The organism is Ohtaekwangia koreensis (assembly GCF_900167975.1).
Lineage (GTDB): Bacteria > Bacteroidota > Bacteroidia > Cytophagales > Cyclobacteriaceae > Ohtaekwangia > Ohtaekwangia koreensis.
The window spans coordinates 1,156,937-1,177,448 of the sequence record NZ_FUZU01000002.1 but is presented as its reverse complement, the minus strand read 5'-3'; the positions used below and the strand labels follow the sequence as shown (position 1 = coordinate 1,177,448).

Here is a 20,512-nt window from a genome sequence, read left to right as displayed (position 1 = left end):
AAAAGAGCAAACTTAATTTTGTAAAGATCGCAGTTTCATATTTATGTTTTTGCTGATACATGTTTACGCAGGTATCAAAGTGTGCTTTTGTGTTTGATACACTTCTGTGAGCACATCAAATGCGAGTTGAATATCGGCCTCCGTTGTTTGCCAGTTTGAAATAGCAGCACGGATGGCAGGCACGCCTTTATAAAGCGTTGGGGTAAAGAATGCCCGGCCATCATCACGGATTGCGCTCAGATATGCGCGTATACCATCAAAGGTCACTCCCTCCTGATTCAACGTAAAGCAAACTACATTCATACGAACGGGAGCCAGCAACCTGAACTCAGATGATTGCTTGATCTTCTCACCAAGACTATATGCCGTGTCGCAATTACGTTCTACAATTTCGCGATGACCTTCTCTTCCATAAGCCTTCAGTGTAAACCAGGAAGGAAGTGCTCGCCATCTGCGCGAGTTCTCAGGTGTATAGTGAAAGTAATCCGGACTTTGCTCAGGATCACCCAGGTACGCAGCACTGTTTTGGAATACTTTTAATTGAATACGCTTGTGACGCGTAAACTGCATCGCTGCATCGTAGGGAACATTCAGCCATTTATGAGCATCAATAGTGATGCTGTCGCCATGATTTATACCTTGTACGAGATGAGTGTATTTTTTTGACAGTACAGCGAATCCACCAAAGGCTGCATCTATATGTAACCAGAAAGGATATTTCGCTTTCAGTTTGCCAATAGCTTCCAGATCATCAAAGTCTACCGTATTTACAGTGCCCGCATTGGCAACAACAATTACCGGCTCATTTACGGTCTGCAGATATTTTTCCAATGCCACTATATCTATAGCTTCACGATCAGGCAAGGTGTCAATTTTAACAAGCGTATTTCTGCCCATGCCTAATATAGCCATGGACTTCAGAATACTCGAGTGCGGTGTAGCGCTCACCACCTTCACTGGTAAAACGTTATAGCTTCCCTCAGCACTAAAATCTTTGCCATATTGCTCACCAACCCACTGACGGCCCAACGCGAGACCTACCTGGTTGGACACCGTTGCTCCGGTTACAAAGCTTCCGAAGTATATATCGTCTAATCCAAAAAGCTGTTTAAAAAAATGTATAGTCTGGCGCTCTACCTGTGGTGCTATGGAGTCGTTACTGCCACAAGCGTTCTGATCGTAAGCGCTTACCAGCCAATCTCCGGCTACCGCTGCAGGCGTTGACCCTCCGGTAACAAAACCAAAATACCGCGGACCGGCACTGTTGGTTATATAGGGTGCGTAGTGTTGCTTGAAATATTCCAGTGCATGGAGTGCACTTTCGCCACGCTCGGGTATATCTTCCAGCGGTATATCTTTGATAAAACGACCTGGCGGCAGTGACTCCTGCTGCGCTAAATATTCTTCTGCCAGCGTCACTGTATTACTCAGTATTTGGCGCAGATCTTGTTTATCGTTTTCTAAAAGCGGATGCATGGTTGTTGGGATATTAAGTGTTGAAAAGTGAAGCGTGGTTCTTTACCATCGCCTGGGCGATTTGCTCGGAGTTCTCATCTTTACGTTTCTCTAATTCGTGAACAATGGAATTATAGCTTTCGTGATCACGATTTTGTGATAGCTTATACGTTGCTTCCAGTTTTGTTATGGTGACCTCAAAGCCAACGACTCCCTGCATGGCACGTTTTATATATTCAGGTGTGAGCTTTTCTACTGTAACAGGATGCTGTGAGTTCTTTTCGTACTTGTTCATCAGGTTCGCCAATGAATTAAACAGTTCCTCGTCTTCTATGATGTTGATTTTGCCGTATGCGTGAACCGCTATATAATTCCAGGTGGGCACATTCGCGTGATTATACCAGGAAGATGATATATAAGTGTGTGGCCCGTTGAAGATCACCAGCACATCATCCGTTGTAAAACTTTTCCATTGTGGATTACCACGGGATATATGCCCGGACAGCTTCGTGCCGTCTTCCGACAATTCCAAAGGTATATGCGTTGCCAACATGGCTCCTTCCTTCTGACTAACCAGAATTCCAAAACCATTGTGTCTGACAAATTCCTTTATCTCTGCATCATTATCGTTCTTGAATTGCTTTGGGGTATACATCTCTTTTGTATTAAGATTGAATAGTATTTCAATTGCTGTCAAGCAACCTGCGATGGTAGTTTACCTGTCCAAGGTGATATGTAAGGTGCGTTGCTAAATGCACCAGAAAAAAACCGGTTGAAGTTTTCTCGGCCAATACCAGTAACGGGTACTCTTCATTAAGTTGTGATTCGGTTAATGTAGAGAGCACACGGTCAACCACCTGTATAGTTTCCTCAACCTTCCGAATCAATTCCTCCTGTGGAACATCTCGTGATGAAAATTCCAAATCACGATGGCGGATATAGCCTGTGTTACCCAAGGTTGCACCTATATAGGTATTGAGATTACCTACTAAATGGAGACAGAGATTTCCGGCCGGGTTGGCTATATTCTTTTCTATTTTCCAAAGGTTAGGTTCATGTTTATAAGACGCGATCTCCTGTTTCAATTTTAAAAGATCTCTGTTGAATACTGTTTTGAGAACTTGTGTGAGCATAGTTTCTATGAAATTATCCGTTAATATGAGAATATGATGTCTAGAGAAATTTATCCCTCGATATATGCGATCGATAAAATATATGTATAGAGTTACATTAATATATACACTCCAGGCCTTTGCCTACGGGTTGAACGGAGGCAAGTACTTCGTCTTTTGCAAGTGTATTTAACGTGCGTTCGATGGCCCATCCCACAAGGTCGATAGCCGCCAGGCAACCTGCAGCGGTAGCGATATTGCCATGTATCACTAGTGGTTTCTCCTCTACCGTAACACCAAACGATTTTAATTCTTCAATCGCTGTTGGATAAGTGGTGGCAGTGATATCATTTAGTAATCCCAAGCCCGCAAGAATTAACGAACCTGAACACATAGAGCAAATTAATTGTCTCGTTGGATCAAGGTTAAAGCGACTCAAGTAATCTGTATCACGCATTAATTTCCGTGTGCCAGGACCGCTTGAAAAAAATACAACATCAGCAGTGGCGCATTCTTCAATCGTACCGTGTATATGTAGCGGAAGACCTGTAACCGAGGTATGTGTTTTTTCAGTGCCTACTATTTTTACCAACCAGGAGTCATCAATCAGCTTAACTCGATTGAATAGATCCCATGCAAGGTATACATCTACATCGGTAAACTTGTCGAATGCTACGATGGTAATTTTCTTTGACATTGATTGTATGGATTAGGGTGTTGGAAATACAAATCAAAATTCCTGTTAAGCACGTGCTATATATACGTATGCTGCCTGGAAATCCGGTTACCGGGTACTGGCAGTAAGTATTTCTTCTATCATTACCAGGTGGTGATCATCATGCTCAGCATCAAAGAATGCGAGATCAACCGGGTTCATCTGCAATTGTAATCGCGGATGAAGCGATGACTTAGCAAGATCTTCCTCACGAATACTTTTATACTTCGCCAGGTTCTTCAGCCTGTTTTCACGAAAGTATTCAAGCACTTCCTGTACAGGTTGCTGATTATAGTCTTTGGGCTCAAATACGGCAGGCAGCATCACAGGCACGCCCTGCAACATCTGATCTATCCGATGATTGGCAACCTCATCGACTTCCGCGAGGTGTCCTATATTCTGTTTTATACTCCACTTTTCGTTTCGTCTTTCCGAAAGTATAGCTTCGGTTATATCTTTTACTTTAGCCTCTATACGAATAGCGGTTCCACTGAGTCGCTCCAGGTAAAACGGGAGCATACCAGCAGGAAGCCCAAATGTAAATTGCCGTTCAAACCATGCGAGCTTTTTCATATTTACTGCGCGATACGTTTTCCTAAAATTATAAGGCTTCGTTCCACACCATCCAACACCGCTATATCCGGGAACAATGCCCAATCGGTAAACCCTGCGTGTCTGAATAACTTCAGACTAGGCTCATTGTGCGCAAAGATGAAACCGAGCAGTGTTTTAATCCCGAGTGTCCGGCACTCATCTATAGCCTGCTGCAAAATCTTTTTCCCTAACCCTTTACCGCGATATTCCGGATCGAGGTAAATTGATATTTCCGTTGTACCATGATACGCTGGTCGTCCATAAAATGACTGAATGCTTACCCAGCCTACTATAGCGGAGTCTTCATCCTCTACCATCCACAATGGCCGGTCGGCTGTAGCATGTGCATCAAACCACTTCACTCTGCTCTCTACAGAAACAGGCTCCGTGTCAGCTGTTACCATTCTGCCGGCTACCGTAGTGTTATAGATCGCAACAATTGTAGGCAGATCTTGTATGGTGGCAATTCTAAAATGCATAGTTATATATACTATATATATTTCTTCATTAACCAATCCGTCTGTGGATCAGTACCGAGCAGGAATACATGTGAACTGAATTTTTCAAATCCTTTTTTTCTATAAAACGCTATTGCCCGCTCATTTTCCTCCCATACTCCCAGCCATATTACCTTACAGTCAGCCTGCTTCGCATATTCAAGACCAGCCTGAAACAAAGCTTCACCCACACCTTGTCCGAAATATTCCTTGTCTACATAAATACGATGAAGCTCAATTTGTTCGTCGGGCAATGCCTCCTGCTTTTTTCCCTTTCGAAGTTTAATATAGCCTGCTGGTATAGCTCCATCTTCAGCCAGAAAGAAAACGGTATCTTTTTCCTTCAACTCACTTTCTAATTGTTCGTCAGTAAATGCTACGCTTACATACGACTCCATATCCTCAGGCGTGTTGTAGGGATCAAACGTTTCATGAAACGTTTTTTTCCCCAGCGCACAAAGTGTAGTCTTGTCAGCAACGGTTGCTCTTCTTATTCTGATATCCGATTTCATAATGCCAATTCCATTTTTATATCACTCCTTTTATAGGGGCCATCCACAGGTACCTCTATAAATCCTAATTTCCGATACAACCCAATGGCTGTTGTAAGACTCGTGTGTGAGTATAGTATAATTTTAACGGCGCCCAGCGCTTTGGCTTCTGCGATCGAAGTTTCTGCCAGCAACCTGCCTAGTTTCAATCCCTGAAATTTTTCGTCCACTGCCATTTTGGTGAACTCATAAATACCAGGAGATACATATTTCAACGCTGCAGTGCCTGCAACTGTATCACCGGCATATACCATTAGTATGGTACCACCTTTCTCAATGATATACTTATCCGGATGCTGCAACACTTCAAAATCGATTGGCTCCATCCAAAAATATCGTTCGATCCAGGTGCGGTTAAATTTTTCAAACCACGGCTGATGCTCCGGTCGGTACGTTACAACTTTAGCAGTTACATTCTCCATGGATTATCTACTCTATTATATTCATGTTTTAAAAAATCTCCGTCAATGATCAGAAGCTTCACACCGTCTTTGGAGTACGAACGATGTATACTTACATTATCAGAAACCTCGTATGTCATTCCCTTTGATAGCGTATAGGTTCTGCCATCCGCCAGCTCTGAAATCATTTCACCTTCGATACAATACACAATGTGACCTGCCTTACACCAATGATCAGCCCGGTAGTTAGCAGAATACTCCACGAGCCTGATGCGTAAACCTCCAAGCTGCTTCGTTCGCCACAAAGCTATACCTTGTTCTCCGCTATGCTGTGTAACGGGAACAGCACTCCAGTCAGTAGTTTGAAATAAAATGGATTGCATTGCTACCTGCTGAATTGAGCCTTCCATGCATCACGGAGCTGGTAGCCTCGGTTGACAATATATATACCTGCCACCGTGAGAAGAATGGCCATCCATATCTTCAGGTTAAGCTTTTCACCAAGTACAAACCATCCCAATACCACGGCCACTAAAGGGTTCACGTAAGCATAAAGGGACACGATTGTCATAGGCAATTTGCGCAGTACATAGGAGTAACATGCATACGCAACAATGGACCCCATTACGATCAGGTATATTAATGGATATATAATAGCAGGTGTCCAATGCGCTTCACTCAAGTCATCGAACATTAAAGACAAGGGAATCATCCATACACCACCGAAGAACATTTGAAGTCCTGCGTTTAGAAATGGATTTGAATTCTCGCTATGCTTCTTCAACCATATACTGGCGCTGGCCCAGCTCAATACGGCAACAAATGTCATCACGATACCGAGTATATATTCAATCCTTGTAAATTCACTGATGTGTTCACTGAAGATGAGAATGATACCAATCATACCAATCGCTACACCGAGCATAATCGGAACGGTAGGACGTTCTTCTCTATTGATAGAAAGGTTGATCATAATAACCGTGACCGGCATCAATGAGCAGATAACCGCAGCAACACCACTGGGTATATGTACTTCAGCCCATGCAACCAACCCGTTGCCAAGTGTGATCATAAAGAATCCTGCAATCGCCTGGCGAATGATATAAGCCTTTCCGGGTAATTTTATCTTACCGATGGTAAGCATGAAACCTGCAAGGATCAATCCGGCAATAATCTGGCGAACCGATACAAACAAGAACGGAGGAAACTCGACAACAGCCATTCGCATCACGAGGTACGTTGTTCCCCAGATGATACAAATCGCAACCAAAGCGATGTACGCAAATAGTAATTCTCTTTTCAAGGGCGTGTTTTGTTATAGTGTGTGAAACAGAACTCAAATCTTGAAGTTATTACGTAAAAAAAACAGTTTCAGTTTTGTTTATTTTGACCATATCAGTTTAAAACTGATTCAAGATCTCGGATGATACAGCGGGGAAAGCGCAGACAAGTTCACAAATGCCATGCATTCATATATAACTGTACCACGCATCTGTGTTGGGGCGCAAACGTTTAACTGCGCTATGTAGGGACAAATGAGTGGTGACAGGAAAATAATAACGTGAACAACTTTAGCCTATATCTTCCGCAGAATCATAAAACAAAAAAAGAGCGGAAGTATATTCCGCTCTCTTCTCAATATAAGACCTAACTAATTTTTAGTTTTTGTTCTTCAGGTCCAGCGCGAAGTCTTTCGCTGTCTTAGCAGTCATGATGTCCATGAAGTTCAATGCACCATTGGTAGTAGTCGAACCTCCTGTTTGGAATTGTGGAACAATAGCACCAGTATATTTACTAAATGCATCTGCCCAAACTTTCTGTACTTCTACCTGGGCTTTCAATTTCATTTCCAAGGCACCGTCAGCTTGCATGATTTTAGCGCGAGCATATGCTTGTGCATCTGCCAACTCTTTTATTTTCTTGGCTTCTAATATAGCACCCTCATACGCGATCTTCTGCTGCATCTTGTCTTGCTCGGCAACTTTTACTTTTGTTTCAGCTTCAACAACCTGTTTGGTTTGCTCTTGCTTCTGTTGATACTCTATTTCAACCAAGGCCTGCTCACCTTTAGCTTTCGCTGTTAAAGTCTGTTGTTGTGCGGTCATCAATTCCTGTTTAGATATAGATGACTTCGTTACCGCATCAATAATCTTTGTTAACTTCTGATCGACTTTATCTTCATAGTCAACATCGGTTATCGCTGCATCTGCTACCGTAATACCGTATTCCTTTATAGAAGACAATTTACGTTTCGGTGCTGCAGTCTTTTTGTCGTATTGAATTTCAGTCTGGTATACTCTCTTCTTTTCTTTCTCCAGTGAATCATATACTACATTTTCTTCCGTCTTCAAAAGATATACACCATCCTTCAACTGATCCATAAAGTCCTGCGCCATTTGTGCTCTACCCCCACCGTAGTGTTTCTCGCTACTCATTAACTGAGCGGATGACTGCAAACACTCTTTGGTATAGGGAGCCAATCTTTTTACCACCAGTGACTGTGGCGTTCTGTGTGTGTTATGAATCAATATCATCTCCTTCTCATCAGAAGGTAATATAAACTGTGTTATACCTTTCACATTCGCAGTAGTGGCATCGCTAAAGCGGATCATAATCTGACCGACTTCAATTCCGTTGTCCTCGATTTCGAGTTTAGGATTTTCGTCCTGGTACGTAACCGAGATCTGGTTAGGCCATTCTTTTTCCTTGGCAAAAAATCCTGCATAGAAAATTCCGGGCGCAAACTGTACGATCTGTTCTCCGGTTGTTCTTTCCACTACAGTTCTGTTACCAGCATCATTCCACGAAAATGGATTAATGGTCAGAAACAAAACCATACCGAGGATTGCTACTACTCCAATGACGATGGTTTTTTTTGAGATTAAAGGGTTCATGTTTAATTGTTGTTTGGTTTGTTGTTAGGTTTATTATGGTTAGAAAAATAGTTTGTCAGGAGCAGTACTACAGCGTAGCCTACTATGCCGAACACAGCCAGAAATCCGACTGCAAGTGTTAGTCTTATCATATTATTTGTTTGAATATATACTTGAAAGAATGTAAAGAAGAATGTTTGAGCCTCTTGTTTTTGGCTATTTACTGAACAACAACGGATGTGATCGTTACATATGGATGTGTATATCCGGGATAGCGTTAATAAGAAACCAGTTTTTTACTTTTATTTTCCACTGGTTTGTTCTTATCCCGAACACACTTAGTTGAACGTAAAAAGGTTCAAAAAGATAGGAATATATCCGAATATATTTTGACAGTAAACCACTTGCGATGCAACACGTTGCGATGTCCAATACAACTATTCCTGCTTGCGTTGCGCGGGGAAATATTATGTGCTTTAAAGCATGCTTACCGATAGATCATTCTACTGCTGTATTTATCCATACATGACTATACCAATGCCATATACCTTGCTTATCGGGAACAGTTATAGTGTACAACGTTCTGCGTTTCTTACCAATGCGCTTTGTGGCTTGCAGTGTAACGGTAACTTTCTGCTTATCTATAGTTTTAAGTGAGCATTCGCCACCTTGTACAAAACACTGGAGCTGATCAATCCGCAAATCCGTCCCATCAAATGTCAACGTCAGGACGGGCGGATTATCAGCAGGCAAAATGAAATTATCAGGCTTGCTGCTCACCACGTGTAGCGCTTTCATCTTTGCTTTCTCTACAAATTTACTTTTCTCAGAATATGCTTCTGACATGGGAAAGCGAGGGCATTGAAAAAGATCCATCCCTGCATACATGACTCCTGAATTCTGCGCTGCTGCCGCTTTAAATCCTGACTCTTTTACGATGGCTTTCATCTTTCCATCAAATTCTCCATAAGGATATGAAAATATGATTGGTTTGCTGCCCAGTTTTTCTTCTATGATTGATTGGCTTAATTCGATCTCATCCTTAAAAGTTTTATATCGTGTAGCGGCAGCCTCATTCAAAAAGAAGTCGTGGGAGTGCGTATGATTTCCAATCTCTACTTTATTTTTTAAGGCTTCTTGCAACTGCGCCCAACTCATATAATCACCACCACCAACTGTTTTGGTGTTGATAAATAATGTAGCAGGCATGCTATATCTCTTGAGTAAAGGAAGGCCGCGATCGTAAAAAGTTTTATAGGCATCATCAATGGTAATAACGGCAGTTTTCCGTGCTGGCTTATCAGATTGCAAATAATCTATAGCCTCAGAAAAAGTTAGTATCTGAAAATTATTATCGGCGAGATATGCCAGGTGTGCTTCAAAATCTTTTACCGGTGTGTTGGTGGTTGGATATCGTGAATCACCAAAACGATGATATATAAAGCAAACAACTTCTTTATCACCTTGAGTCAGTATAGCACTATCCTCTACAGATGCCGACTTGCCAGTGCATGAAAAAACCGATAGAAGAAAAAATAGAATATATAAACGCGACATAACTTAATCTTCAACCAAATACTGTGGATCAATGGTATATGCATCAAACTGCTTGAGGTTGTTGCGCAGAATGATCTTCTTCAACTGATTGGTATAGGCTGTTCTTCGCTCGGAATAGTTTTTCAAATGTGGCAACAACTGAAGTGGATCTTCTGTCTGCGCGCGTGCTTCGCGTAAACTTTTATAGGTGCGTGAACGTGCCAGAATCTCAAAATAATCTATTATGGATTTGGACATATCGGGATAGGCGCGAACATATATCCTTTTATTTTTTCGCGTACGTCTGGCCACCACGCGCGATTCATTTGTATTGAAAGACCAAACTCCAAAAAGATTATTCGCCTGAAGGAAAAATCTCGACTTGCCCCAACCACTTTCAACAGCTGCTTGAGCGAGAACGAGACTTGTAGGTAACGTTCCTGTACGCACGATCAGGTCATCTATATCTTTAGCACGATAGCGGTTCCGCAGGTCTATATATAGGGCACTGTCCTTTTCAGACCACCGCGTTTTTCCCCGCAAGGCTACTATCTTTTGTCTGCGTTGTTCGATTTCGTGCTTGGCTACCAGGATGGATGGCAACACTGCTGATATAAATTTTGCTTTTGCTTTGCGAACCGGGAGTTTTTCAAGTCCTGAAACATGCGTATAGAGTAATGGTTTCACCAGGACATCCGCTACCAGCACAATCTGGTCGAGCGATTCTACCTTTATGGTTTCTGTTTGTACGCTAAATGTTTTAGTGTCATCACAACCCGATATAGTTATGAAGAGAATAAGGAACGTTATAAAGAAAAGGTTTCGAGCGGTAGGGTATCTCATAACTATACGTAAACAGAAATCGTCACGAGCCGATTTCGATAATGCAAGTTAACACATCTTACAGAAGTTGAGATTGACCCTTTTGGCTGCTCATCGTCTCAATCCGTTAGTTGGTCGGCCTCCGCAACGTGAAAAGTATAAACTCATTTCTGTCTCACACTGCTTGGGGACAGATACTACATTTGCGGGATCTCTGAGGAAGAAGAACTTATCGTGGTTCGACTTTCCTTCAGGCGCTTTAATTGTCCTACGATAATAATACTTACAATCACTAATAAACTCCACGAAGTAATTTTATGCCACGTTACCATTTGCCAGCCCCTGTGCTGATAAGCGTATTTCCACGCACCGAAAAAAGTGGCAATATTTTCTGCAAGCCATATAAAAAAGCCAATGATCAAAAATGAAAGTAAAGCCGATATATAGTATGTCTTCTGATGAAGCTTGAATGAAAATTTTGTTTTCCAAAAGATCACGACCAACACCAGTGTTATATATAGCCGTAAGTCTATGATGAAGGCATTCGTAAAGAAGTTCAGATAAATGGCTGCGCCTATACCGATAGCAAATATATCTTTCGGCCAATGCACTGTGTCAAGCTTGAGGTTTCGCCATGCCTGGCAGATATAGCTCCCCACACTCGCATACATAAAGCCTGCATATAAAGGCACACCCATGATTTTGGTGTATGCCTCATCCGGATACGACCATGAACCGCGATTCACTTTATGCAATTCCATGATCAGCCCCAGTAAATGGAAAAGTGTGATCACATATACTTCATCACGTGTTTCGAGTCCGGTTTTATACATGATCACCTGAGCAATAATACAGACGATCAACAAAAGATCATAGCGCGGAATTCCTATATGCAACGCAGACGAAAGTGCGAGCGAAATAAAAATCAATACCGGGAATATACAGGATATAGCCTGTAGATAGCCAAACAATAGAAATTGTTTTAGGAAGGAAATAAACCTGGTTTCATCGCCATGAAGTACAAAACAATTTTCGATTGCGTTATGGAGTTGCTTCAAATGATATGGATAGTCAAGGGTTTCAAATGTAAATATTTATTGTTTTGCACATGAAATAAACAGTTTCAATTTTACTACTTTTGACCAGATCAGTTGAAATTGTCTTCATGGAGATTTTGAAGATTAACGCAGACAAACTGCAAAAGTTTTTTCTGTGTATACTGAAGAATATAAAGTATCAAAAACTTATTTAAGTGCTACCATGAAAGATATGCTGGATGTAAAGACGGAACACAAATACACGGAAGTAGCCGAACGTATTGAGTCGCTTATTGAAAAGAAACTTTTAAAAGTTGGTGATAAACTTCTGTCGGTACGAGCACTCAGTAAAGAGCAGGGTATAAGTTTGAGCACTGCATTTCAGGCGTATTATTTTTTAGAGAGTAAGGGTTTGATAGAGGCCAGACCTCAATCGGGATACTATGTAAAATATTCGCGTGAGCATACACTAGATATACCCCAGGTATGCGAACCTTCAGATGATGCTGTGCCGGTGAGTGTTGATGATATGATCAATAGTGTATACCGTGATCTGAATGCGAAGGGTATAACTAATTTTTCACTGGCAACACCTTCTATTAAATTATTGCCTACAGCTAAATTAAACAAGGCAGCACTGCAGGCTATACGTGAATCGCCTACGAGTTGTCTCAATTATGAAAATGTGCAGGGCAATGCTGATCTGCGAAAGCAAATTGCGCGGCAAGCTTTCAACTGGGGAGGTACACCCAGTGAAGATGATATAGTGGTTACGGCAGGCGCTGTTGAAGCGCTTTCACTTTGCATGAAGGCGGTTACAAAACCTGGCGATACGGTGGCTATTGAAACACCGACATACTATGCGATCTTCCAGGTGATGGAAAGCCATGGATTGAAAGTTGTAGAGATTCCAACAGACCCTCTGTTGGGCATCGACATTGATTACCTGGAGCAAGCTATACCTCGCTTTGATATAAAGGCTTGCTTGTTTGTAAATAACTTCAACAACCCGTTGGGGAGCTGCATGCCTGATGATCTCAAGAAAAAACTCGTGGACATGCTAGCCAAGAAAGAGATACCATTGATTGAAGATGATATATATGGTGAGCTATATTTTGGTAAGACACGCCCCAAGACCTGCAAGTCGTTTGATAAAAAAGGATTGGTACTTCATTGCGCATCATTTTCAAAATCGCTGGCACCAGGTTATCGCATTGGCTGGACTATACCCGGTAAATTTAAAGAGCGTGTGATTCGGCTGAAGCGTATGCACTCGGTATCTACTAATACATTAACACAGGCAGCGGTTGCCAATTTTTTAAGCAATGGACGTTATGAATTACACTTGCGTCATTTGCGTAAAGCACTGCATACACAATCGCTTCGTTACCTTCAGGCGGTATCAGAATATTTTCCGGATGATACGCGTGTTACACGACCACAAGGTGGCTTCACGTTATGGATCGAGATGAATAAAAAAATAAATGCTTTTAAACTTCACAAGCGCGCGTTGAAGCATAACATCGGCATTGCACCGGGACAAATTTTTTCAACACAAGGTAGATTTGAAAATTGTTTTCGTTTGAGCTATGGCGCTCCGTGGGACGAAAAGATAGAGGAAGGAATTAAAACACTTGGAAGGCTTGTGCGCGATTGGAAATAATAAAATCAAGCGCACGTATTCCAGGCATCAACACCAATTCTTTTTAAAAAAATGCGAGCATGAAGAAAATTTTCCTCATCAAGGATTACTCAGCATTTTTGCTTGCAAACTTGCTTGCTTGCCAGAAAAAGAATCCGAAAAAAATCATTATTGAGATAAAGACGTACACCATAAGCCCCTCGATTAATTCTATATCAAAGATGCTCTTACTATTTTTGCCACACCTACGGCTCTTTCCCCATCCGTCACGGAAGTAAGTTCGGCAAGGCTTTTGCATTTTTTGACGCGACAAACCACCTGTGTAATTGAGATTCTAATTAAACCTTAACTATTTAAATTGCACCCTTGTTTATTTGAAAACCAACGTATTATGATAAAACAAACTTTGAGGCTCGTGCTGTTGGCAGCGGGGAGCCTGTTAGGCTTTAGCAGCTATGCTTTCCAGACAGAAACTTCACAAGAAGATACAATTACTGCGCCTTCGGATTGGTTCTTACGCGATCCCGAGACTGATCATATTCAAGGACTTAGTGTTGAAAAAACATACAACACTTTGCTAAAAGACAAGCCTTCTAAAACTGTTTTAGTAGCAGTTATCGATTCCGGAATTGATGCTGAGCATGAAGATCTGAAAGATATCATGTGGGTAAATGAAGATGAGATTCCCGGTAACGGCATTGACGATGACAAAAATGGTTATATAGATGACATCAATGGCTGGAATTTTATTGGCGGTAAAAAAGGAAACGTAAACGAAGATACCTATGAGGTAACACGTGAATACGCGCGTCTGAAACCGAAATATGAAAATATAGACGAAAAGAAAATCACCAAGAAAAACAAAGCTGAGTACGAGCTCTGGAAAAAAGTACAGGCGAAGTATGATCGTGATTTTGAATTCAACAAAACGCAGTACGAACAATACAATCAGCAGTACGAACTATATACAAACGCCTCTGCTACCATCAGATTTTGTGATAGCCTGTTGCAGGCCCATACCGGCAAGCCAGTATCTAAATCGACACTGCCGAGTATAAATGCTACGAATGACACCATACGCTTTGCAAAAGAAACACTTTCGAAAGTATTGGAAAATGTTGATGGCGATATACTGGTAACCGAATTCGTTGATGAGTTGAATGGCTATGTTAGCCAACTGAAGGAAGGCGTTGATCATTATCGTGTGGCCGTTGAGTACGGCTATAACCTTACGTTCGATTCAAGAACGGTTATAGGTGATGATCCTAAAAATCTAACGGAGAAAAATTATGGTAACAACGATGTGGAAGGTCCTGATGCCCGCCATGGTACACACGTGGCAGGTATCATTGCTGCGAATCGTAAAAACACAGTCGGCATTAAAGGTATAGCAGATAACGTACGCATTATGTCAGTACGCGCTGTGCCCAATGGTGATGAGCGTGATAAAGATATAGCGAATGCCATTCTATATGCTGTTGATAATGGCGCGAAGGTTATTAACATGAGCTTCGGTAAAGCTTTCTCTCCGAATAAAGAACTGGTAGATAAAGCCGTGAAGTATGCTGAATCAAAAGGAGTATTGCTGGTACATGCTGCGGGTAATGACTCTGACGATACAGATGTAGAATCAAATTTCCCGAATCGTAAATTCATAAAAGGCGGTGAAGCGAAAAACTGGTTAGAGATTGGCGCATCTTCATGGGGTGCTGATGCTAACTTTGTTGGTTCATTCTCGAACTATGGAAAAAAATCTGTTGATCTTTTCTCTCCAGGCGTACAGATATACTCTACAACTCCGAACAATACATATGAAGACCTGCAAGGTACCAGTATGGCGAGCCCTGCAACAGCCGGTGTTGCTGCAGTTCTCTTTTCATATTTCCCCGAGTTGACCGCAACACAAGTAAAAGATATTATCCGTCAGTCAACACGCAAGTTCGATGGCTTGAAAGTGACGAAGCCTGGCACACAAGATCAGGTTGCTTTCAGCGAATTGAGCAGTACAGGAGGTTTAGTAAATGTTTATGAAGCTGTGAAGCTCGCGCAATCCTTAAAAAGTAAGTCTGTTGAAAAATAAGCGGACAGAAATCGTCCGATAACGCAACAGTTAACTGTAAAAAAGTGCTGAAGAAAAAAAACTTCAGCACTTTTTTATTGTCCGCACTATAAAAATCACGCGCCTGGCGGTATAGCTTTCCCCTATAATTACCGACATGCATACCGATATATAGTGTAACCCTCGCTAATTGCAGTGCAAACGATTTTTAATCGCTTGTAGAAAATCCGCCTTTACGCGTGTACCCCAGCGATTCGCTATCGGGTAGCTTTCCTATACTAAAAGCTACCTCGTATGAATGCATTTCTAAAAGTTCTGACCACAGCGCTGCTGCTGTTTTCATCTTTACCTATAACCTTCTCCGCTCCTACCCGCGCGGGTTTCTATATACCCGATCACATTCAGGAAGTATCGTTCCGGTACAGAAGTATAGATAAGCTTATTATACTTCCTGTCATTATCAATGACTCAATTCAACTCAATCTTATACTCGATACGGGCTGTCGCAACCTGGTGTTGTTTGGGAAACGCTTTCAGAAATTATTCACGCTGGAGCCAGACAAAAGAGTACAGTTCTCCGGACTGGGATCAGGCAGAGCCGTAAACGGAGCGCTCTCATTAAAAAACAAAGTATCAATCAACGATGTACTCGGCGAAAATATACCGGTGATCATTATACCAAATCAAAATCTTTTCAGTGTCTATAATAATGTACATGGCGTGATTGGGTATGATATCTTTACAAAGTTTGAAGTTGAACTCAATCCCAGTATACAACTCATTACATTTCGTCCGGCTATAACAGCAAGTCTTAATGAAGACTATATCTCCGTACCGATTCGCGTAACCGATGCACGGCCTATAATTGATTGCCGCGTTGTATTAGATAAGAATCAAACGCATGTGTGCGATCTCATGATTGATACCGGCTCTACCTTAGGGCTTTTATTAAAAACTACCGACCTCAATGATTACAAAGTATATTCTTCGGAAAGAGTAATTGGTCGTGGACTCAATGGTGATATTGAGGGCTTTGAAACGACTACAGAAAAACTCCTGCTCAACACCTTGGAGATGACCCATCTGCGTACGGGCATCATCCACTCGCCCTGGCATAACCATGCTTCCATTGGCATGGATGTATTAAAAGACTATATCTTCGTTCTAAACTATTGCAAAGGTTACGCGGGCTTCCGAAAGGTATAATACCAATCTCATCATTTCACGATTCATGTGTGACGAAATTTTTATCTTCACGCTATGGCTCGTATACACCTTACACTTCCTGATGAATTTATATTTACAACTGAACTGCCCGTTCGTGTCTCTGATTTGAATTACGGTGCACATGTTGGCAACGACTCAATTCTTACGCTGATGCAGGAAGCTCGCGTGATCTTCTATCGTACGCTCGGTTTTAAAGATGAAATAAGTTTTGAAGGTTCTATAGGACAAATCATTGCTGATGCCGCCATTCAATATAAATCTGAAGCATTCTTAGGTGAACTTCTAATTATAAAAATTGCCGTTGACGATTTTTCCAAATACGGTTTTGATATGTATTATGTGATTGAAAACAAAGAGACTGGCAAAGAAGTAGCGCGTGGCAAAACAGGCGTTGTGTGCTTTGATTATGAGAAAAGAAAAATAGCAACGATACCAGATGTATTACTGAGCAAATTAAAATTATAGCCTCGGTATATATTCTTTCTTACAGATCGAGAAACACCCAATAGATTCGTTTTTATTTCAGCGACCGCAGGTAACTAAGACTTTGCGGAATTTGTTGCACTGCACGTGAAGATTCGTCTTCTATAAAATAATGTTTTATACCTATAGCGCGTGCTTCTTTCATAATTGCATCGATACCGACATCTCCTTTTCCCAATACAACATTACTTTCCACATCTGCTCTTCCATTCTTGCTATCAGGTGTGCCCGGTTTACGATCTTTTAGATGAAGCAAGATCCAGCGGTTAGCATATTTTTTCAACAGCGCTACAGGATCCTGACCAGCTTGTTTAATCCAGAATACATCCATCTCCAGATATATATAGCGTGCATCGAATGTATTCACCATATACTCAAACAACGTTCCGTTTTCATGTGGCTGGAATTCATAACCGTGAGGATGATAACACAGCAGCAAGCCGTTTTGCGCAAGGATCTTTCCTGCTTTATTAAGAACAGCGGATGCCCGGTTGATATCTTCAATGGTAAGCGTATCGCCTTTGTGTGGTATCCAAAAACAAACTACATACTTTGCGCCATAGGCACGTGCGTCATCGGCTACAGCCTGCGGATAATTCATTAGTCGTTCGAAGTCCGTACCATAACTCACAACCTGGAGTTGATTCTGGGCGATTAACTTTATGAACTCCGGAAATTCCAATCCATATGAGTCCCCTATTTCAATTTCCTTTATTCCAAACGATTTGATTTTTGCCATCGTGCCAGGCACATCTTTCGCAAATTCATTACGAAGGCTGTGAAGCTGTAGTCCGATTTCCTGCGCATGAGTAGCGAGACTAAAAAGTACGAGGAGTAGTCCAACGAGTTTTTTGAAAGAGGGTTGCATAGAGAGAATTCTTGATTCAAGATAGGTAAACTGGGTGAAGAAACAATCGATGAGTGGCCGGACTTAAAGTTAATTGTGAGTTTTCTACCGTTAGCCGTTAAGGCACGTTGTTACCGATGAAAAAAATCCAACGCCATTGAGTTCAAAAATGAGACACAAAATTTAATAGACTGAATAACAAATAACATTTAAGCAGATAAAGCACGTAAAAAAAGCGTCACCGTATGATGACGCTTTTGGGGTATAAACGATTTGGTTTGGTTGGCTATTTCTGAACCAGAAGTGGTGTGTTGGCCACAATGGTGATCAAGTCTGAATCATTTACACTTTTCTTCTCATCTGCTACGATCAGGAAGTTTTCATATAGCTGATCAAGCTCTATTTTATTAGGTTGATAACCGAGTAATTCAAGTCTGTGCTTCAATGCAGCACGGCCGCTACGCGCAGTTAACAAGATAGATGAAGTCGGTACACCTACATCTGCAGGATTGATGATCTCATAATTTTCTGAGTTCTTCAGGAAACCATCCTGGTGAATTCCGGATGAGTGCGCAAAAGCATTCGCACCAACAATTGCTTTGTTCGGCTGCACTGGCATACGCATCATATCCGATACGAGCGTGCTGATTGCAAATAATTTTTCCGATTTAAGATTGGTATGCAAGCCAAGATCTTTATGCGTCTTAATGATCATGGCTACTTCTTCAAGGGAAGTATTTCCTGCACGCTCTCCTATACCATTGATCGTTACTTCAGCCTGTCCTGCGCCAGCAATTAAGCCAGCCATTGTATTGGCAGTAGCAAGTCCAAGATCATTATGGCAATGTACAGAGATTGTTGCCTTATCAATGTTCTTAACATGCTCGAACAAATACTGAATGCGTTTTCCATATAGATGCGGAAGGCAATAGCCTGTAGTATCCGGAATGTTCACTACATCTGCACCTGCAGCAATAACAGCTTCTACCATTTGTGCGAGAAATGCAAGATCAGCACGACCGGCATCTTCTGCGAAGAATTCTACTTCAACACCTTTTGCTTTCGCATATCCTACAGCCCATACGGCTTGCTCGAGAACTTTTTCGCGTGTTGTATTGAACTTATGTTTGATATGAATATCAGATGAACCAATACCGGTATGGATGCGCCCACGTTTTGCATGATGCAACGCTTCTCCTGCTACATCAATGTCTTCTTTCTTGGAGCGCGTCAATGCACATATACCAACGTTCACAGCTTTGGAAAGCTCTACAACCGAAAGAAAATCACCGGGACTGGATATAGGGAAACCGGCTTCTATAACATCTACTCCGAGTAGCTCAAGCTCCCGTGCAATCACGACCTTTTCATCGGTTGATAATTGACAGCCGGGCACTTGCTCGCCATCGCGAAGCGTAGTGTCGAAGATTTCAATTTTTCTGCTCATGGTTTCGTTATCCTTTAATTGTTAAAAGTATTATTTCGGGTTTCGGGTCAGGCATCTGTGCTGGTATTCAACACCATTATTTATATACTATACCGCAACCTGGCAATTCACCAGCATGCGTGCATTGTTACATACTACATTTCCCATCACCTCTGTTCCCAGAATTTTTTCGTGTGGAGTAGCTGCATCTGCTATATCACGTGTTCTGTATCCGTCCTTTAAAGTTTGCTCTACAGCTTTAATCACCGTTTCGGATTCTTCTTTCAGACCAAAAGATATATCCAGTAACAATGCAGCTGAAAGTATAGATGCTAATGGATTAGCAACACCTTTGCCGGTAATGTCATGTGCACTTCCGTGGATAGGTTCGTATAGCCCTACCGTGTCACCGATAGAAGCAGAGGCAAGCATACCCATGGAACCTGCAATCTGCGATGCTTCATCTGTAAGTATATCTCCGAAAAGATTTCCGGTTACTACTACATCGAAGCTGCGCGGATTCTGGATTAACTTCATGGCAGCAGCATCTACAAACATGTGCTCTACTGTTACATCCGGATATTGCTTTGCTACTTCCTGAACAACCTCGCGCCAGAGGCGTGAGCTTTCCAGTACGTTTGCTTTATCAACGGATGTTAATTTCTTTCCGCGTGTTAATGCAGCCTTGAAAGCTTTGTGTGCGATACGCTCTACTTCATAACGAGAGTATATCATGGTATCAAAAGCAGTACTGCCCTGGTCTTTGCGTCCGCGTTCACCGAAGTATACATCTCCTGTCAATTCACGGAAGAAAAGTATATCTGCACCTTTCAGTATTTCAGGTTTAATGCTGGAGGCTGCAAGCAATTCATCAAAAAGTTTTATCGGACGAAGGTTGGCATATAGGCCTAACTCTTTGCGCATCTTCAGCAGACCTTGTTCCGGACGAACTTTCGCTGAAGGATCATTATCATATTTAGGATGTCCTACAGCTCCGAAGAGTATAGCATCCGAATTTTTCATTTTCTCAAGGGATTCATCCGGTAGTGGATTTCCAGTAGCTTCTATAGCCTCATGGCCAATCGTTGCATAGTCGAATGTAAATTGATGACCAAAGCATTCGGCTACTTGTTCGAGTATTTTTTTACCACATGCTGTTACTTCTTTTCCTATACCGTCTCCGGGAAGTATTACAATTTTCTTTTTCATTCAATCTCTTTTAATAAGCTTCGAGT

At 41.7% G+C, this 20,512-nt stretch carries 21 protein-coding genes; 4 read left to right on the top strand and 17 right to left on the bottom strand.

Annotated features, from left to right (window positions below; genetic code table 11):
- Positions 1-63 precede the first annotated feature (63 nt).
- The 14 genes from B5Y40_RS18125 to B5Y40_RS18060 all read right to left on the bottom strand — a co-directional run bounded on the left by B5Y40_RS18125 (position 64) and on the right by B5Y40_RS18060 (position 11,527).
- A complete protein-coding gene (locus B5Y40_RS18125) occupies positions 64-1,476 on the bottom strand; it encodes a pyridoxal phosphate-dependent decarboxylase family protein (protein WP_079688190.1) in 1,413 nt (470 codons plus the stop codon).
- A gap of 13 nt (positions 1,477-1,489) precedes the next feature.
- Positions 1,490-2,110 (bottom strand): FMN-binding negative transcriptional regulator, encoded by a 621-nt coding sequence (locus tag B5Y40_RS18120; protein ID WP_079688189.1) that lies wholly within the window; start codon positions 2,108-2,110, stop codon positions 1,490-1,492.
- 28 nt (positions 2,111-2,138) lie between these two features.
- Positions 2,139-2,588 carry a DinB family protein gene (locus B5Y40_RS18115; RefSeq protein WP_079688188.1) on the bottom strand — a complete coding sequence of 150 codons (450 nt, stop codon included), beginning with the start codon at positions 2,586-2,588 and terminating at the stop codon, positions 2,139-2,141.
- A gap of 97 nt (positions 2,589-2,685) precedes the next feature.
- Positions 2,686-3,264 carry a DJ-1/PfpI family protein gene (locus B5Y40_RS18110; protein WP_079688187.1) on the bottom strand — a complete coding sequence of 193 codons (579 nt, stop codon included), beginning with the start codon at positions 3,262-3,264 and terminating at the stop codon, positions 2,686-2,688.
- An 87-nt stretch (positions 3,265-3,351) separates the two neighbouring features.
- Positions 3,352-3,855: a DinB family protein gene (locus B5Y40_RS18105; protein WP_079688186.1), complete on the bottom strand. Its 504-nt coding sequence runs from the start codon at positions 3,853-3,855 to the stop codon at positions 3,352-3,354.
- A 2-nt stretch (positions 3,856-3,857) separates the two neighbouring features.
- Positions 3,858-4,355: a GNAT family N-acetyltransferase gene (locus tag B5Y40_RS18100; protein WP_079688185.1), complete on the bottom strand. Its 498-nt coding sequence runs from the start codon at positions 4,353-4,355 to the stop codon at positions 3,858-3,860.
- 11 nt (positions 4,356-4,366) lie between these two features.
- Positions 4,367-4,885 (bottom strand): GNAT family N-acetyltransferase, encoded by a 519-nt coding sequence (locus tag B5Y40_RS18095; RefSeq protein WP_079688184.1) that lies wholly within the window; start codon positions 4,883-4,885, stop codon positions 4,367-4,369.
- Complete coding sequence (locus B5Y40_RS18090; RefSeq protein WP_079688183.1) at positions 4,882-5,346, bottom strand: GNAT family N-acetyltransferase; 465 nt, start codon at positions 5,344-5,346, stop codon at positions 4,882-4,884. The genes B5Y40_RS18095 and B5Y40_RS18090 overlap by 4 nt, the downstream gene beginning before the upstream one ends.
- Positions 5,334-5,735, bottom strand: a complete 402-nt coding sequence (locus B5Y40_RS18085; protein WP_221408960.1) for a DHCW motif cupin fold protein — start codon at positions 5,733-5,735, stop codon at positions 5,334-5,336. Before B5Y40_RS18085 ends, B5Y40_RS18090 begins: the two co-directional genes overlap by 13 nt.
- Positions 5,711-6,628 carry a DMT family transporter gene (locus B5Y40_RS18080; RefSeq protein WP_079688181.1) on the bottom strand — a complete coding sequence of 306 codons (918 nt, stop codon included), beginning with the start codon at positions 6,626-6,628 and terminating at the stop codon, positions 5,711-5,713. Before B5Y40_RS18080 ends, B5Y40_RS18085 begins: the two co-directional genes overlap by 25 nt.
- Positions 6,629-6,983: 355 nt before the next feature.
- Positions 6,984-8,219, bottom strand: coding sequence for an SPFH domain-containing protein (locus B5Y40_RS18075; protein WP_079688180.1), 1,236 nt, complete (start codon positions 8,217-8,219; stop codon positions 6,984-6,986).
- Positions 8,220-8,696: 477 nt separating this feature from the next.
- Entirely contained in the window at positions 8,697-9,755 is a 1,059-nt protein-coding gene (locus B5Y40_RS18070) for a polysaccharide deacetylase family protein (protein ID WP_079688179.1), read from the bottom strand.
- A gap of 3 nt (positions 9,756-9,758) precedes the next feature.
- Positions 9,759-10,577, bottom strand: coding sequence for a glucosaminidase domain-containing protein (locus B5Y40_RS18065; RefSeq protein ID WP_079688178.1), 819 nt, complete (start codon positions 10,575-10,577; stop codon positions 9,759-9,761).
- 176 nt (positions 10,578-10,753) lie between these two features.
- Positions 10,754-11,527: a DUF817 domain-containing protein gene (locus tag B5Y40_RS18060; protein WP_221408959.1), complete on the bottom strand. Its 774-nt coding sequence runs from the start codon at positions 11,525-11,527 to the stop codon at positions 10,754-10,756.
- Positions 11,528-11,768: 241 nt separating this feature from the next.
- Between B5Y40_RS18060 and B5Y40_RS18055 the strand changes: the two genes are divergently transcribed.
- From B5Y40_RS18055 to B5Y40_RS18035, 4 genes are all read left to right on the top strand, one after another.
- Entirely contained in the window at positions 11,769-13,256 is a 1,488-nt protein-coding gene (locus tag B5Y40_RS18055; protein WP_245840615.1) for an aminotransferase-like domain-containing protein, read from the top strand.
- A gap of 370 nt (positions 13,257-13,626) precedes the next feature.
- Positions 13,627-15,315, top strand: coding sequence for a S8 family peptidase (locus B5Y40_RS18045; RefSeq protein WP_079688176.1), 1,689 nt, complete (start codon positions 13,627-13,629; stop codon positions 15,313-15,315).
- A 273-nt stretch (positions 15,316-15,588) separates the two neighbouring features.
- Entirely contained in the window at positions 15,589-16,500 is a 912-nt protein-coding gene (locus tag B5Y40_RS18040; protein ID WP_079688175.1) for an aspartyl protease family protein, read from the top strand.
- Positions 16,501-16,554: 54 nt separating this feature from the next.
- Positions 16,555-16,986, top strand: coding sequence for an acyl-CoA thioesterase (locus B5Y40_RS18035; protein ID WP_079688174.1), 432 nt, complete (start codon positions 16,555-16,557; stop codon positions 16,984-16,986).
- Between the two features lie 52 nt (positions 16,987-17,038).
- Here the strand turns inward: B5Y40_RS18035 and B5Y40_RS18030 are convergent, their stop codons facing one another.
- From B5Y40_RS18030 to leuB, 3 genes are all read right to left on the bottom strand, one after another.
- The gene (locus B5Y40_RS18030; RefSeq protein WP_079688173.1) at positions 17,039-17,872 is read right to left on the bottom strand and encodes a sugar phosphate isomerase/epimerase family protein; all 834 of its coding nucleotides are present in this window, start codon (positions 17,870-17,872) and stop codon (positions 17,039-17,041) included.
- Between the two features lie 265 nt (positions 17,873-18,137).
- On the bottom strand, positions 18,138-19,298 hold the full coding sequence (locus tag B5Y40_RS18025) for a 2-isopropylmalate synthase (protein ID WP_079688172.1): 1,161 nt from the start codon (positions 19,296-19,298) through the stop codon (positions 18,138-18,140).
- Between the two features lie 87 nt (positions 19,299-19,385).
- Positions 19,386-20,486 (bottom strand): 3-isopropylmalate dehydrogenase, encoded by a 1,101-nt coding sequence (gene leuB, locus B5Y40_RS18020; RefSeq protein ID WP_079688171.1) that lies wholly within the window; start codon positions 20,484-20,486, stop codon positions 19,386-19,388.
- Between the last annotated feature and the right edge of the window lie 26 nt (positions 20,487-20,512).